At 69.7% G+C, this 12,745-nt stretch carries 14 protein-coding genes; 6 read left to right on the top strand and 8 right to left on the bottom strand.

Annotated elements, in window-relative coordinates; all coding sequences use genetic code 11:
- The first annotated feature begins 129 nt into the window (after positions 1-129).
- The gene (locus O6P37_RS06430) at positions 130-375 is read left to right on the top strand and encodes a hypothetical protein (RefSeq protein ID WP_269893287.1); all 246 of its coding nucleotides are present in this window, start codon (positions 130-132) and stop codon (positions 373-375) included.
- Positions 376-406: 31 nt separating this feature from the next.
- Here the strand turns inward: O6P37_RS06430 and O6P37_RS06425 are convergent, their stop codons facing one another.
- The 3 genes from O6P37_RS06425 to O6P37_RS06415 form a co-directional block, all read right to left on the bottom strand.
- A complete protein-coding gene (locus O6P37_RS06425) occupies positions 407-901 on the bottom strand; it encodes an SRPBCC family protein (protein ID WP_264012704.1) in 495 nt (164 codons plus the stop codon).
- A gap of 13 nt (positions 902-914) precedes the next feature.
- Entirely contained in the window at positions 915-1,241 is a 327-nt protein-coding gene (locus tag O6P37_RS06420; protein WP_269893286.1) for an ArsR/SmtB family transcription factor, read from the bottom strand.
- Positions 1,242-1,335: 94 nt separating this feature from the next.
- The gene (locus O6P37_RS06415) at positions 1,336-1,671 is read right to left on the bottom strand and encodes a hypothetical protein (RefSeq protein WP_269893285.1); all 336 of its coding nucleotides are present in this window, start codon (positions 1,669-1,671) and stop codon (positions 1,336-1,338) included.
- 87 nt (positions 1,672-1,758) lie between these two features.
- On the opposite strand from O6P37_RS06415, the gene O6P37_RS06410 reads away from it, so the two are divergent.
- Positions 1,759-2,253 (top strand): LppP/LprE family lipoprotein, encoded by a 495-nt coding sequence (locus O6P37_RS06410; protein WP_269893284.1) that lies wholly within the window; start codon positions 1,759-1,761, stop codon positions 2,251-2,253.
- Here the strand turns inward: O6P37_RS06410 and O6P37_RS06405 are convergent.
- Complete coding sequence (locus tag O6P37_RS06405; protein WP_269893283.1) at positions 2,250-4,190, bottom strand: acyl-CoA dehydrogenase family protein; 1,941 nt, start codon at positions 4,188-4,190, stop codon at positions 2,250-2,252. The genes O6P37_RS06410 and O6P37_RS06405 overlap by 4 nt on opposite strands.
- Positions 4,191-4,289: 99 nt before the next feature.
- On the opposite strand from O6P37_RS06405, the gene O6P37_RS06400 reads away from it, so the two are divergent.
- Positions 4,290-5,024 carry a VIT1/CCC1 transporter family protein gene (locus O6P37_RS06400; RefSeq protein ID WP_269893282.1) on the top strand — a complete coding sequence of 245 codons (735 nt, stop codon included), beginning with the start codon at positions 4,290-4,292 and terminating at the stop codon, positions 5,022-5,024.
- A 6-nt stretch (positions 5,025-5,030) separates the two neighbouring features.
- Positions 5,031-6,143, top strand: coding sequence for an esterase-like activity of phytase family protein (locus tag O6P37_RS06395; RefSeq protein WP_269893281.1), 1,113 nt, complete (start codon positions 5,031-5,033; stop codon positions 6,141-6,143).
- Positions 6,144-6,151: 8 nt separating this feature from the next.
- Here the strand turns inward: O6P37_RS06395 and O6P37_RS06390 are convergent, their stop codons facing one another.
- Positions 6,152-6,664 carry a MarR family winged helix-turn-helix transcriptional regulator gene (locus tag O6P37_RS06390; protein ID WP_269893280.1) on the bottom strand — a complete coding sequence of 171 codons (513 nt, stop codon included), beginning with the start codon at positions 6,662-6,664 and terminating at the stop codon, positions 6,152-6,154.
- Positions 6,665-6,770: 106 nt separating this feature from the next.
- Between O6P37_RS06390 and O6P37_RS06385 the strand changes: the two genes are divergently transcribed.
- Positions 6,771-8,840 carry an ABC transporter ATP-binding protein gene (locus O6P37_RS06385; RefSeq protein ID WP_269893279.1) on the top strand — a complete coding sequence of 690 codons (2,070 nt, stop codon included), beginning with the start codon at positions 6,771-6,773 and terminating at the stop codon, positions 8,838-8,840.
- Positions 8,837-9,682, top strand: coding sequence for an energy-coupling factor transporter transmembrane protein EcfT (locus O6P37_RS06380; RefSeq protein WP_269893278.1), 846 nt, complete (start codon positions 8,837-8,839; stop codon positions 9,680-9,682). The genes O6P37_RS06385 and O6P37_RS06380 overlap by 4 nt, the downstream gene beginning before the upstream one ends.
- Positions 9,683-9,688: 6 nt before the next feature.
- Here O6P37_RS06380 and O6P37_RS06375 read toward each other — a convergent pair whose 3' ends face one another.
- From O6P37_RS06375 to O6P37_RS06365, 3 genes are read right to left on the bottom strand one after another with little or no spacing between them, the layout of a single operon-like run.
- Complete coding sequence (locus O6P37_RS06375) at positions 9,689-10,972, bottom strand: ABC transporter substrate-binding protein (RefSeq protein ID WP_269893643.1); 1,284 nt, start codon at positions 10,970-10,972, stop codon at positions 9,689-9,691.
- Positions 10,973-11,016: 44 nt separating this feature from the next.
- Positions 11,017-11,844 carry a carbohydrate ABC transporter permease gene (locus O6P37_RS06370; RefSeq protein ID WP_269893277.1) on the bottom strand — a complete coding sequence of 276 codons (828 nt, stop codon included), beginning with the start codon at positions 11,842-11,844 and terminating at the stop codon, positions 11,017-11,019.
- On the bottom strand, positions 11,831-12,688 hold the full coding sequence (locus O6P37_RS06365) for a carbohydrate ABC transporter permease (RefSeq protein ID WP_269893642.1): 858 nt from the start codon (positions 12,686-12,688) through the stop codon (positions 11,831-11,833). Before O6P37_RS06365 ends, O6P37_RS06370 begins: the two co-directional genes overlap by 14 nt.
- Positions 12,689-12,745 lie beyond the last annotated feature (57 nt).

Here is a 12,745-nt window from a genome sequence, read left to right as displayed (position 1 = left end):
CATGGCGGGGCCCCCGACCCCTGGCGTGGTTAGGCTTTTTCCACACAGTCGATGGGGCGGACAGAACGAGGTTCTGCAACGGCGCCGACCCTGCGTCCATCGGTGAACCGATCGGGGAAAGGACGCGACATGCAGTTCAAAGCCAGGATGGTGGCCGCGCTGATAGGGGCGGCGGCGTTGTTGGGCGCCGTCGGTGTGGACGTGGCGCAGGCGGGCACGTACCCGAAGGACGGCACGTATCACGTCGGCGGCGAGGGGGCGACAGCCGAACCGAAGCCGGACCCCACATCGCTGGAGACCGCATCGTTCTCACCGAATATGGACAACATGCCGCAGTTCTGCACCATCCCGTGGAGCACCGGCGGCTGCGGGTGACACCGCCGGCCACCCCGGCGGCCGCCACACCTCAGGTACGGGCGGCCAGCAGCTTGTCGAGCTTGCCGAGCTGGGCCTTGTAGCCCCACTTCATGCCGAAGGCCGCCATCTTGGCCTTGGCGCCGATCTGGGTGATCGTGACGTGCAGTCGCACGGTGGTCGTCCCGTCGCGCTCCTCGAGGGTGATGTCGTTGGTGTGGTGGATGGTCGAGGTGTCCTCCTCGCCCTCGGTCCAGGACCGGGCGTCGTAGGACAGCGCCGAGGGCTCCTCGATGCGGGTGAAGGTGCCCGTCATGGGCCACCGGGTGCCCTGGTACTTGCCCATCTCCTCGCCGGCCTCCATCACCACGTGGATGCGGCCGCCGACGCGCAGATCCATCTCGCACTCGGGCACGAAGGTCTTCTCGGGACCCCACCACTGCCGCAGCATCTCCGGACGCGTCCAGGCGTCCCACACGACACCGACAGGGGCGCGGTAGTCGCGTTCGAGGTCGAGTTCCTTCGTCTTCTTCAACAGGCCGAACATGGTGATCCTTTCGTCAGTGCTCGTGAGAGTCGTCGGTGATGGCTTCGAGGAACCTGCCCAACGAGTCGAGCCGGATGTTCCACAGGCGTTCGAACGACTCGACCCAGCGGCCGATCTCGGCGAACGGCTCCGCCTCGAGGTGGTAGATGCGTTGCCGGGCAAGCGCTTCCCCTGCGACGATCCCCGCTTCACCGAGCACCCGGAGGTGCTTGCTGGCCTGCGGCTGGCGGATGTCGAGCGTCTCGGCGATCTCGCCGACCGACAGGGGGCCGGCGCGCAACAACTCGACGATCCGTAGCCGGCTCGGCTCGGCAAGTGCCCCGAAGATCGTCGCCTGCACGAACTCAACGTAGAGCGAAGGAGATATTCCTGTCAAGGAATACGTCTATGCACGCCAATGTGATCGGCGTGTGTGGACGAAATCGGTCCGGTGGCTACGGCACTCCCGGGTCTGTCGGCTTCTTGCCCTGCTGCTGGCGCGCGGCTTGGGCCAGCGCGTTGACGAGCGGGTTCGCCGCGAGCATCTGGCGACGTTCCTCGTCGGACATCTCGTAGAACGCCCACACGCCCCACGCCGCCGGACGCACGTACAGCGTCACGGGCCTGCGCTGGCTCTGGAACACCGCCGGCACCGGGACGACGCGATCCAGGACGGCGGCGCTGGCCATCTCCTCGGCGAGCTTGTCCCGGTCGGCCGACTCGTCGAGTTCGTAGAGCAACGACTGGCCGCCGGCCTTGGGCGGGCCTTGCAGCGCGAGGAACCACGCCATCGGGTACTCCTTCTCTGTCGAGATGTTTCGTCACGACGCAGCGTAGGAGATCGGGCCCGCTGATCGTGAACTCCGTAAGCTCGCGGCATGCGGGTGACCGGAGCGACCACTGCCGTGCTGGGCGGATGTCTGCTCGCCGCCGGCTGCGGGTGGAGCCCGCCGAGCGCCCCGCCGCCCGAGCCCGACACCTGTGCGCCGACCGACGGCCCGGGCGCTGCCACCGTCCAGCGCGAGATCGTCACCCTCGCCCCACCGGGGCCGGGCGCGACGTGGACCGAGACGGGCAGCGGTCACGCGACGAACTGCCGGCTGTACTGGGTGCAACTGAAGGGGCCCGGCAGCGCGCCCGACGTCGCGGCGCAGGTGTTGTTCTTCGACCGGCAGACCCCGCTGGGGCCCGCCACCCCCGAACCCCGGCCCTACGTTGCCGTCGTGAACTCGGGCGACGAGTTCGTCACGGTGCAGTACCAGTGGCGGCAGGGCGCGGATGCACCGTGCTGCCCGACCGGAATCGGCACCGTACGGTTCCGGGTGAGCGACGACGGCAGGCTCGAGGCGGTCGACCCGATCCCGAACTCCTAGGCGGGTCCGGCGGTCATCAGCTCCTCGGGATCCATCATCGCCGCATAACGGAGCTGCTCGGGGATCCCGAAGCCGTCCACCAGCGTCTCGGCGTAGGGCCGCAGCGTGCGGCACCGTTCGTTGATCCCGCGGGTGACCGCCTTGGCGCGTTCGGTCGACAGGAAGCGGTGCTCGATGAACCAGGCCTTGTCGTCCTCGATCACCGACAACGCGTAGAGGTCGCAGACCATGGCGAGGATGCGGCGCGCCTCCTCGTCCTCGCACGCGTCGATGCCTGCGACGAACGCCTCGAGCACGATGCGGTCGATGTGGGCCTGCGCGGTGTGCAGCACGTGGTCCTGCACCGAGTTGAACGCGTCGAACGCGGACATCTCCTTGGACTTCGACTGCAGCCGGCGGGCCACCGACGACAGCAGGTACTCCTCGCGGTCCTCGAACATCTGCACCTGGGTGCCGCGGTTGAACAGGCTGCCCTCTTCCTCGTTGTCCTGACGCGTGTCGAGGATGGTCTGCATGATCGTCTCGGCCGCTGTGCGCTTCATCACCCGGGTGCCGACGGTGTTGGCGGCGAAGCGCACCCACCCGACCGGGCTCATGCTCTTGACGTCGTCGGCGTAGGCGGTGAGCAGCTCCTTGGCCACCAGTTGTGTCAGCACGTGGTTGTCACCCTCGAACGTGGTGAACACGTCGATGTCGCCGCGCAACCCGATGAGCCGGTTCTCCGCCAGATACCCTGCGCCGCCGCAGGCTTCACGGGCTTCCTGGATGGCCCGGCTGGCATGCCAGGTGTTGGACGCCTTCAGACCCGCGGCCCTGGCCTCGAGCTCACGCTGCTCCTCGGCGTCGGGGTTGTCCGAGCTCTGCAGTTCGTGGCACTTGGCCACCAGCTCGTTCTGCGCGAACTGCAGCGCGTACGACCTCGCGATCAGCGGGAACAACCGGCGCTGGTGCACCAGGTAGTCCATGATGAGCACCTCGTTGTCGTCGCCGGGCGCCTCGAACTGCCTGCGCTGCAACGCGTACCGGGTGGCGATGTCGAGTGCCACCCGCGCGGCCGCGGCACCGCTGCCACCCACCGTGACCCGCCCGCGGATCAAGGTGCCGAGCATCGTGAAGAAGCGGCGGTTGGGGTTGTCGATCGGCGACGAGTACGTGCCGTTCTCACTGACGTCGCCGTACTGGTTGAGTAGGTTCACCCGCGGTACGCGAACGTTGTCGAACACGATCCGGCCGTTGTCGACGCCGGGCAGGCCGCCCTTGTAGTCGCAGTCGGAGGTGGTCACCCCGGGCAGGTCGTTGCCGTCCTCGTCGCGGATCGGGACCAGCACGCAGTGCACGCCGTGGTGGACCGGCTCGCCGTTCTCGTGGGTGATCAGCTGGGCGAAAACCGCTGCCATCCGGGCGGTCTGAGCCGCACCGCCGATGTAGTCCTTGCGCGCCGTCGGGGTGGGGGAGTTGACCACGAACTCCTGGGTGGCGGGGTCGTAGGTGGCGGTCGTCTCGAGCGACTGGACGTCGCTGCCGTGCCCGGTCTCGGTCATCGCGAAACAGCCGAGCAGTTCGCAGGAGATGATCTTGGGCACGTACTCCTCGTGGTGCCGTTCGGTGCCGAGGTTCTCCACGGCGCCGCCGAACAGGCCCCACTGCACACCGGCCTTCACCATGAGTGACAGGTCCGACATCGCCAGCATCTCGATCTGGGTGATCGCGGCGCCTACGTCACCGTTGCCGCCGTGCTCCTTCTTGAACCCGTCCTCGGCCGCACCCTTCGCGGCCATGATCCGCAGCTGCTCGGCCACCTTGGTGCGGGCGATCACGGTGTTGGGCGTGTAGTGCGGTTTGAAGATCTCCGTGGAGAGCTCCTCGCGCATTTGGTTCTTGACGTCGCGCCAGCGGCCGTCGAGCGAGTTGCGTAGATGCTCCGCAGTGGTGGTCATACCTGACGGTAACCCGTGGTCCGCGCGGGGAAACTGTGATGTGCGAAACCCAGGCTTACCTTGCTGGATACCGGGCACGGGCCGGGGTTGAATCGTGGCATGACCCAGCCTCAGTCGGCGTCACCCGGACCCGCACCATGGCGGCCGCACGACTTTGACCACCGGCACGGCGACGTCAGTGGCGGCTGGCTGCGGGCCGCCACGTTCGGCGCGATGGACGGCCTGGTGAGCAACACCGCGCTGATCGCAGGCGTCGGTGCTGCCGCGCATGCCCCGGCCGTGGTGCTCAGCGGGATGGCGGGCCTGGTCGCCGGCGCGTTCTCGATGGCGCTCGGTGAGTACACCTCGGTGCGGACGGCCAACGAGCAGATCGAGGCCGAGGTGCGGGTCGAGAAGCGGGCGTTCCGCAGGCACCCGCAGGCCGAGCGCGCCGAGCTGACCGACCTGCTGCAAAGCATGGGGATGACGCCACAGACGGCCGCCGCCGCGTCCGCGGAGATCCACCGCGACGAGAACCGGGCGATCAACTTCCACCTGGTGCAGGAGCTCGGCGTCGACCCCAGGGAGAAGCCGTCACCCTACGTGGCGGCCCTCTCGTCGTTCTTCATGTTCGCGATCGGCGCGGTGGTACCGCTGATCCCGTTCCTGTTGGGCTTCGAATCGCTCTGGGCCGGACTGGCTCTGGGCGGGCTGGGGCTGTTCCTGGCCGGCGGCGCCGCCGCCCGGTTCACCGGCAAGCCGGTCTGGTTCGCCTCGTCGCGGCAGTTCGTGCTCGGCGCGGTGGCGATCGCGGCCACCTATGCCGTCGGTTCGCTCATCGGCACGGTGGTCTGACCGTCGATGCTGCACCGGATCGCCGTCGCCGGCGTGCTGCTGCTCGGTGGGTGCAGCGCGGCCCCGGCGCCCGACGCACCGTCGGCATGGACCTACCTCGGCGGGTCGGAGGTGCACTCCGGCTTCTCGTTCGCGGGAACCGTCGTGGGTGGCCTCTCGGGCATCACCTACGACCCCGGCCGGGGGGTCTACTACGTCATCAGCGACGACCGCTCGGCGAAGAACCCGGCCCGGTTCTACACGGTGCGTATCCCGCTCTCGGCCAACGGTTCCGACGAGGTGCAGTGGGTGTCGTCCACCGTTCTCAGGGATGCCGGCGGCGAACCGTTCGCCCCACTCGACGCCGCAGCGCGGCCCCCGGTGATCCCTCCCGACCCCGAGGGCATCGCCTTCGACGCACGGCGCCAGCAGCTGTTCTGGACCAGCGAGGGTGCCCGCGACGTCGAGAACGCTTCGCGCCCAATGCTGTTGGATCCTTGGGTGCGGCTGGCCGGCCTCGACGGCGGCTACCGCGGGCACTACCCGTTACCGCCCGGGCTGGCGATGTCGGCGCAGCCGTCGGGCCCGCGTGCGAACGCGACGCTGGAAGGGCTCACGCTCACCCCCGACGGCACAACTCTGTTCGCCGGCATGGAGGGGCCGGTCTTCGCCGACGGTGAACCGCCGACCGCGTCGCACGGGGCGCTCACACGAATCACCCGGTACGACACGGTAACCGGCGAGCCGACCGCGCAGTACGCCTACCCGGTCGACCCGGTCACCGCGGGCGGTGACGGCGACAACGGGCTGTCCGACCTCGTCGCCCTCGACGCCGACACGTTCCTGGTGGTGGAACGCGGCTACGGCGACAGGGTTTCCGCGCGCATCTACCGGGCGAGCACGGCGGGCGCCGACGACATCCTCGGGAAATCCTCGCTGGGCGCCGAGCCTCCGGTCACGGCGATGACGAAGGAACTCGTCGTCGACGTGACAGCGGTACCGGGCATCGGGCGCCTCGACAATGTCGAGGGAATCACGCTCGGCCCCAAGCTCTCCGACGGCCGCCAGAGCGTGGTGCTGGTCACAGACGACAACTTCTCGCCGCGTCAGGTGACGCAGTTCCACGTCTTCGCGATGTGAGCCTTCGGTCAGTCGGTGGTCTTGCGGGTGGGGGCGGCCGCGTCGGCGAGCAGGCGGCGCAACACCACGACGGCGTCGGCCAGCGTCTCCCGCTCCGACTCGTCGAGCCGTTCGAGATACGGGTCGAAGGCGGCCCCGCGGTCGGCACGCACCTGCTTGAGGGTCTGCACGCCCGCCGGGGTGATGCGGATCAGCACCGCGCGCGCGTCGCCGGGATCGACGGTGCGCGTCACGAGGCCGGCGTCCTCGAGGCGGCGCACCTGCGTCGTCATCGTGGGTTGTGAGCAGTGGTCGAGTGCGGCCAGATCGGAGATGCGGGCCTCGCCCTGGTCTTCGATCATGGACAGCAGCCGCCCCTGCGCGACGGGCAGCGGCAGCCGCACCCGCTGGGTGGCGAGCCGGTTGATCCGGGCGACGACGGACAGCAGATCGGAGCCCAGCGTCGGCCCGGTCGACTCGTGAGCGGAGCCGGTCTGCTCACGGGGGGCGCCGACGTCCTCGGTGGCGGGAGGCGGAGTCATGCGTCCATAATACATAGGGTCGCTATGTAGGTGGCGGAATGCGCTGTCGCACACGCCGCCACCTGCCGGGGCAGGACCGCCCGAGCCCGACTGGCAGAATCGTGAGATGACCGCGACCCAGCCGCCGAGGCAGCCTCGACGCGCCGGATCGCTGCAACCCGGAGATCTCGCCCAGGCCGCCGTGATGGCGGCGCTGTGCGCGGCCACCGCCATCATCGCCGTCGTGGTGCCCTTCGCCGCGGCACTGTCGTTGCTCGGCAGCGTGCCGATGGGCATTCTCGCCTACCGTTACCGGCTCCGGGTGCTGGTCACGGCCACCGTCGCGGGTGGGCTGATCGCCTTCCTGATCGCCGGGATGGGCGGGATGATGACCGTCATCGACTGCGCCTACATCGGCGGGCTGACCGGGATCATCAAGCGTCGCGGCCGCGGCACCCCCACGGTGATCGTCGCCGGACTCGCCGCAGGCGCCGTGTTCGGCGCGGCGTCCGTCCTGGCGCTGACCGTGCTGTCGCGGCTGCGGAACCTGATCTTCGACACAATGACCGCCAACATCAACGGGCTGGCCGCGATCATCGCGCGCATTCCCGACTTCTGGGGTCTGGTGCCCGAGACCCAGCCGGCCGCCGACGCGCTCAAGCGCGGATTCGCCACGGCGCTGCAGTACTGGCAGTTCCTGATCGGCGGCTTCGGCGTGCTCAGCATCCTGTTCGTCACGCTGGTCGGCTGGTGGGCGCTGTCCAAGGTGATCGACCGCCTGATGGGTGTGCCCGACGTGCACAAGCTCGAGGCCGGCGGCGAGGGTGGCCCGGTCGCGCCGGTGCCGGCCCGGCTGACCGACGTGCGCTTCCGGTACCCGGGCGCCGATCACGACGCCCTCGGCCCGGTGTCTCTGACGGTCGAGCCCGGCGAGCACCTCGCCATCACCGGGGCCAACGGATCGGGCAAGACCACGCTGATGCTGGTCCTCGCGGGCCGTGAGCCCACCGGCGGCACCGTGGACCGGCCGGGCGCGGTGGGGCTGGGCCGGCCGGGCGGGACCGCGGTGATCATGCAGCATCCGGAGAGCCAGATCCTGGGCACCAGGGTGGCCGACGACGTGGTGTTCGGCCTGCCGCCCGGAACGACCACCGACGTCGAGCGGCTGCTGGCCGAGGTAGGCCTCGACGGCCTCGCCGAACGCGACACCGGCGGCCTGTCCGGCGGCGAACTGCAGCGACTGGCCGTCGCGGCGGCGCTGGCCCGCGAGCCGCGGCTGCTCATCGCCGACGAGGTCACCAGCATGGTCGACCAGCAGGGCCGGGAGTCGCTGCTGGCGGTGCTGTCCGGGCTGACCGGTCGCCACGAGATGTCGCTGGTGCACATCACGCACTACAACGACGAAGCGGATTCGGCCGATCGCGTCGTCAACCTGACCGGCAACGGCGGCGATGCGGACAACATGCCCATGGTGGAGACGGCCGAGGCGCCACCGCCTTCCGCGGACATCGGCCACCGCGACGGCGCCCCCGTGCTGGAGCTGATCGACGTCGGTCACGAGTACGGCAGCGGAACGCCATGGGCGTCCACGGCGCTGCGCGACGTCAACGTGGCCGTGCACGAGGGCGACGGCATGCTCATCCACGGGCTGAACGGCTCGGGCAAGTCCACCCTGGCCTGGATCATGGCCGGGCTTACTGTCCCGACCACCGGGCAGGCGTTGCTCGACGGTGAACCGGTGTCCGAGCACGTCGGGGCGGTGGCGTTCTCGTTCCAGTCCGCACGGCTGCAACTGCTGCGCAGTCAGGTCGACGCCGAGATCGCCACGGCGGCAGGATTTTCCCCGCGCGATCACGATCGTGTGCACAGTGCACTTGCCGCCGTCGGGCTCGATCCCGCGCTGGCCGCCCGGCGTATCGACCAGCTCAGCGGCGGCCAGGCCCGCCGGGTCGTGCTCGCCGGGCTGCTCGCCCGGTCGCCCCGTGCACTCATCCTCGACGAGCCGCTGGCCGGGCTGGACGCCGCCAGTGCCCGGGGACTGCTGAGGTTGCTCGTCGACCTGCGCCGCAACAACGGCCTGACCGTGGTGGTGATCTCGCACGACTTCTCGGGACTCGAGGAGCTGTGCCCGCGCACACTCAACCTGCAGGACGGCGCGCTCGCGCCGGCGCCGACGACCGCGGGCGGTGTGTCGTGACCGCACCCAGTCGCAAACAGCGCAGACCGGTCGTCCTGCTCCGTCCGGTGCCGGGGAATTCGGTCATCCACGACCTGTGGGCGGGCACCAAGCTGCTCGTGGTCGCCGCCATCGGGTTGCTGCTCACCTTCTATCCGGGCTGGGCGCCGATCGCGGCGGTCGGCGTACTCGTCGTCGCGGGCGCGAAACTGGCCCGGGTGCCGCGCGGGGCGCTGCCGTCGATTCCGTACTGGCTGTGGATCCTGCTGTTCTTCGGGGGCCTGACCGCCACCTTCGCCGGCGGCAGCCCGGTGATCGACCTGGGCTCGGTGGACGTCGGCCTCGGCGGGCTTTTCAACTTCCTGCGGATCACCGCGCTGTCGATCGTGCTGCTCGGCCTCGGGGCGATGGTGTCGTGGACCACCAACGTCGCCGACATCGCGCCCGCGGTCGCGACGCTCGGACGGCCGCTTCGGGTGCTGCGTGTGCCGGTCGACGACTGGGCGGTCGCGATCGCGATGTCACTGCGGGCGTTCCCGATGCTGATCGACGAGTTCCGCATCCTGTACGCGGCGCGCCGCCTGCGGCCCCGCCAGCAGCTGCCCACCCGGCGGGCACGCCGGAGACGCTGGCTCATCGAGGTGATCGACCTGCTGGCGGCCACCATCACCGTCGCGCTGCGGCGTGCCGACGAGATGGGCGACGCGATCACCGCCCGCGGCGGGGCGGGACAGATCTCGGCCGCGCCGTCGCGGCCCGCCCGTCGCGACGCGATCGCGTTCGCGGTGGTGCTCGTCGTGTGCGGGGCGGCGCTGGCACTTGAACTCACGGTGCTCGGCAGCAGCAGCTACAAGGCGTCCTGACCCGGCTCAGCGACGGGCTGCGGCGTTGGCCGCGGCCTGGGCCTCGGCCAGGCTGTGCGCGACATCGGCGCGGCCCAGGAACATCTCGTCGAAGTACGGCTTGGTCGCCTGGTAGCCCGCGGCGAAGCCGTCGCCGCCGGGCGCCGGGATCCGCGGGCCGCGCAGCACCCGGAAGAACGGCGAGACGTCGACCCCGCGTGAGCGCCAGTGGTTGAAGTACACCGGTTGCGCGGCCAGCACGGCGGGTATCGCCGCGCCTCGCGCGCCGAGGAACTCGTTACCCCGCTTGCTGCCCATCCAGGCCAGCACCTGCCGCACCGCCTCCGGATGCTCGGTCGCCGAATTGCCCGCAGCCGCAATCCCGTTGGTCACACTGACGCGGCCCTTCGGTCCCTCGGGCAGCATCACCACACCCCAGGGGAAGCGGGCCTGCTCGGCGATGGCGGCCAGGTTGTAGGTGCCGGACTGGAACATCGCCATCCGGCCCTGCAGGAACTGGTTGCGGGAGAAATCGCCGTTGTCGTTGGTGTCCGACGCGGGCGGCGCCACGTAGTCGTCGTTGATCAAGCCGACCAGGTACTCGAATGCCTCCACCGACTGCGGGTTGTAGAAGGCGAAGCGGTCACCGACGGTGAACACGCCGCCGGCCGAGCCGATGTAGTTCAGGTAGATGCCCTGCAGGTCGTTGGCGGCGTTGTAACCCCACTGCCGGATGCGGCCCGGGTCGAAACCGGGTGTGCCCGCGCGACGGCCACGCTCATCGACGGTCAGGCGGCTCAGCAGCGCGCGCAGCGTGTCGTCCGGCCCGGGGGACCAGCGCATGGTCACCAGATCGGTCAGCTCGACGCCTGCCGCGGCGACGAGGTCGGCGTTGAAGAACACCGCGATCCCGCCGTCGGTCAGCTGCGGCACCCCCCACAGGGTGTCACCGCGGGTGAACTGGTTGACCACCGACGGCTCCCAGGTCCGCACCGCGCGCGGGCCGAGCGCTTCGGCGACGTCGAGGAGCCGACCGCTGTCGGCGTACTCGGCGAAGTAGGCGTTGGACAGCCAGAAGATGTCGGCCGCGCCGCCGCCGGCCACGTCGGTGCGCAACGTGTCGAAGTACGTCGAGTACGCGACCACGTCCACCCGTACGTCGATGTCCGGATGTTCGCGACCGAACTCGGCGAACGACTCGCGATAGGCCGCGGCCACCCGGTCGTCCCAGACCCGCACGGTGATCACGGTGCGGCCGTCGGCCCCGGTGGTGCGGCCGAGCAGCATCGCGGCCGCCAGCAGCAGCGCCATCACCGCCGCTAGCCCGGCGACGGCGAGAGTCGAGATGCGCGGCCTCACTTGATCCCCGTCACCACGAGCGAGCGGGTGATGTGCCGCGACAGCGCCACGAAGAGCACGATCAGTGGAACGATCGCGACCGTCGTCGCCGCCATCACCAGCGTCCACTGCGCGTCGTAGCGCGTCTGCAGCGCAGCCGTCGCGACGGTGATCACCCGCCACTTCTCGCCGCTGGTGATCACCAGCGGCCACAGGAAGTTGTTCCACTGAGACACCACCGTGATCAGGCCGAGCGTCACCAGGATCGGCCGGCTGGCGGGCACCACCACGTGCACGATGATGTCGAGGGTGTGGGCGCCGTCCAGTCGTGCGGCGTTGATCAGGTCGGCCGGGATGGCGCGGAAGTGCTCGCGCAGCAGGAAGATGGCATAGGGCGAACCGAACATGAACGGCAGCACCAGCGCCCAGAAGGTGTTGCGCAGCCCGGCCTCGGCCATCATCAGGTAGAGCGGCACCACCGTGACCGTCGCAGGCACCATCAGCGTGGCGACGTACACCCAGAACAGCGCGTCACGGCCCGGGAAGTCCAGTCGCGCGAAGGCATATGCGGCCAGCACCGAGAAGCTGAGCTGACCGAGCAGGATCACCGCCGTGGACAGCGCGGTCACCACGATGGCGCGACCGAATCCGGCGTCGCCCAGGCTCAGATAGTTCTGCAGCGTCGGCGGCGTGGGCAGTGACAGCGGCGCCTCGGTGTTGAACTGCTCCGCCGAGGTGAACGACGTCATCAGGCCGAGCACGAACGGCGTCAGGGTGATCAGGGCGCCGAGGACCAGTGCGGGATAGACGACCGCCCCCGAGGCGGCGCGACTACGCGAGGTCATAGGTGATCCGCCGGCGGAAGTACTGCTGCTGGACCAGCGTGACGCCGATCAGCACCACGAAGAGCACCACGGCCATCACGGCGGCGCGGCCGACCGCTGCGGCGCCGAACGCCTCGGCGTAGATACGGTGGGCCACCAGGTCGGTGCGGCCCTGCGGGCCACCCCCGGTGAGCGCATACACCGTGTCGAAAACCTGTGCAGCGCTGATGATCCCGGTGACGAGCACGAAGAACGTGGTCGGCCGCAGCATCGGCAGGGTGATGTGGCGGAAGCGCTGAAAGCCGCCGGCGCCGTCGGTGCGGGCGGCGTTGTGCACGTCGGTCGGGATGTTCGAGATGCCGGCGAGGAAGAACAACGTCACGTAGCCGACGTTCGTCCAGACCGTCACCGCCGACACCACGGGCAGCGCCAGGCCGGGATCGGTGAGCCACTCGATGTTGCGGTCCAACGCAGTGCTGACCGCGCCGTCGGTCGGCGCCAGGATCCAGCGCCAGAGCACGGCGATCGCCAGCGGCGAACAGATCCACGGCAGCACGTAGAGCGTCCGGAAGAAGCCGGTGCCGGGCAGGCCGCGGGACAGCACCGCGGCGGCCAGCAGGCCGAGCAGGGTCTGCGCGGGCACCACTATCGCGATGAACAGCGCGGTGACCACCAGCGATGTGGCGAACGAGGCATCGGTCAGCACCGCGCCCCAATTGCTCAGTCCGACAAACTCGATCGGGCCCAGCAGATCCCACCGGTACAGGCTGAGCCACAGCACCACCAGCATGGGCAGCAGCAGGAAGGCGAGCACGCCGAACAGGCTGGGTGCGAGCAGGGTGTAGCCCAGCGCCGCCGACCGCACCCGCCGGCTCTGGACCCCGGGTCGCTCCGCTCCTGCCCGCCGGTACGCCACCGAGCC

This window comes from Mycobacterium hippophais (assembly GCF_027529605.1).
Classification (GTDB): domain Bacteria; phylum Actinomycetota; class Actinomycetes; order Mycobacteriales; family Mycobacteriaceae; genus Mycobacterium; species Mycobacterium arseniciresistens.
Note: the sequence above shows the minus strand (reverse complement) of the source record. Positions and strands in the feature narration are given on the sequence as shown.

Coding starts and splice junctions, on each gene's coding strand:
- O6P37_RS06430 (WP_269893287.1), top strand. CDS start 130: ATGCAGTTCAAAGCCAGGATGGTGGCCGCGCTGATAGGGGCGGCGGCG.
- O6P37_RS06425 (WP_264012704.1), bottom strand. CDS start 901: ATGTTCGGCCTGTTGAAGAAGACGAAGGAACTCGACCTCGAACGCGAC.
- O6P37_RS06415 (WP_269893285.1), bottom strand. CDS start 1,671: ATGGCGTGGTTCCTCGCGCTGCAAGGCCCGCCCAAGGCCGGCGGCCAG.
- O6P37_RS06410 (WP_269893284.1), top strand. CDS start 1,759: ATGCGGGTGACCGGAGCGACCACTGCCGTGCTGGGCGGATGTCTGCTC.
- O6P37_RS06405 (WP_269893283.1), bottom strand. CDS start 4,190: ATGACCACCACTGCGGAGCATCTACGCAACTCGCTCGACGGCCGCTGG.
- O6P37_RS06400 (WP_269893282.1), top strand. CDS start 4,290: ATGACCCAGCCTCAGTCGGCGTCACCCGGACCCGCACCATGGCGGCCG.
- O6P37_RS06395 (WP_269893281.1), top strand. CDS start 5,031: ATGCTGCACCGGATCGCCGTCGCCGGCGTGCTGCTGCTCGGTGGGTGC.
- O6P37_RS06390 (WP_269893280.1), bottom strand. CDS start 6,664: ATGACTCCGCCTCCCGCCACCGAGGACGTCGGCGCCCCCCGTGAGCAG.
- O6P37_RS06385 (WP_269893279.1), top strand. CDS start 6,771: ATGACCGCGACCCAGCCGCCGAGGCAGCCTCGACGCGCCGGATCGCTG.
- O6P37_RS06375 (WP_269893643.1), bottom strand. CDS start 10,972: ATGGCGCTGCTGCTGGCGGCCGCGATGCTGCTCGGCCGCACCACCGGG.
- O6P37_RS06370 (WP_269893277.1), bottom strand. CDS start 11,844: ATGACCTCGCGTAGTCGCGCCGCCTCGGGGGCGGTCGTCTATCCCGCA.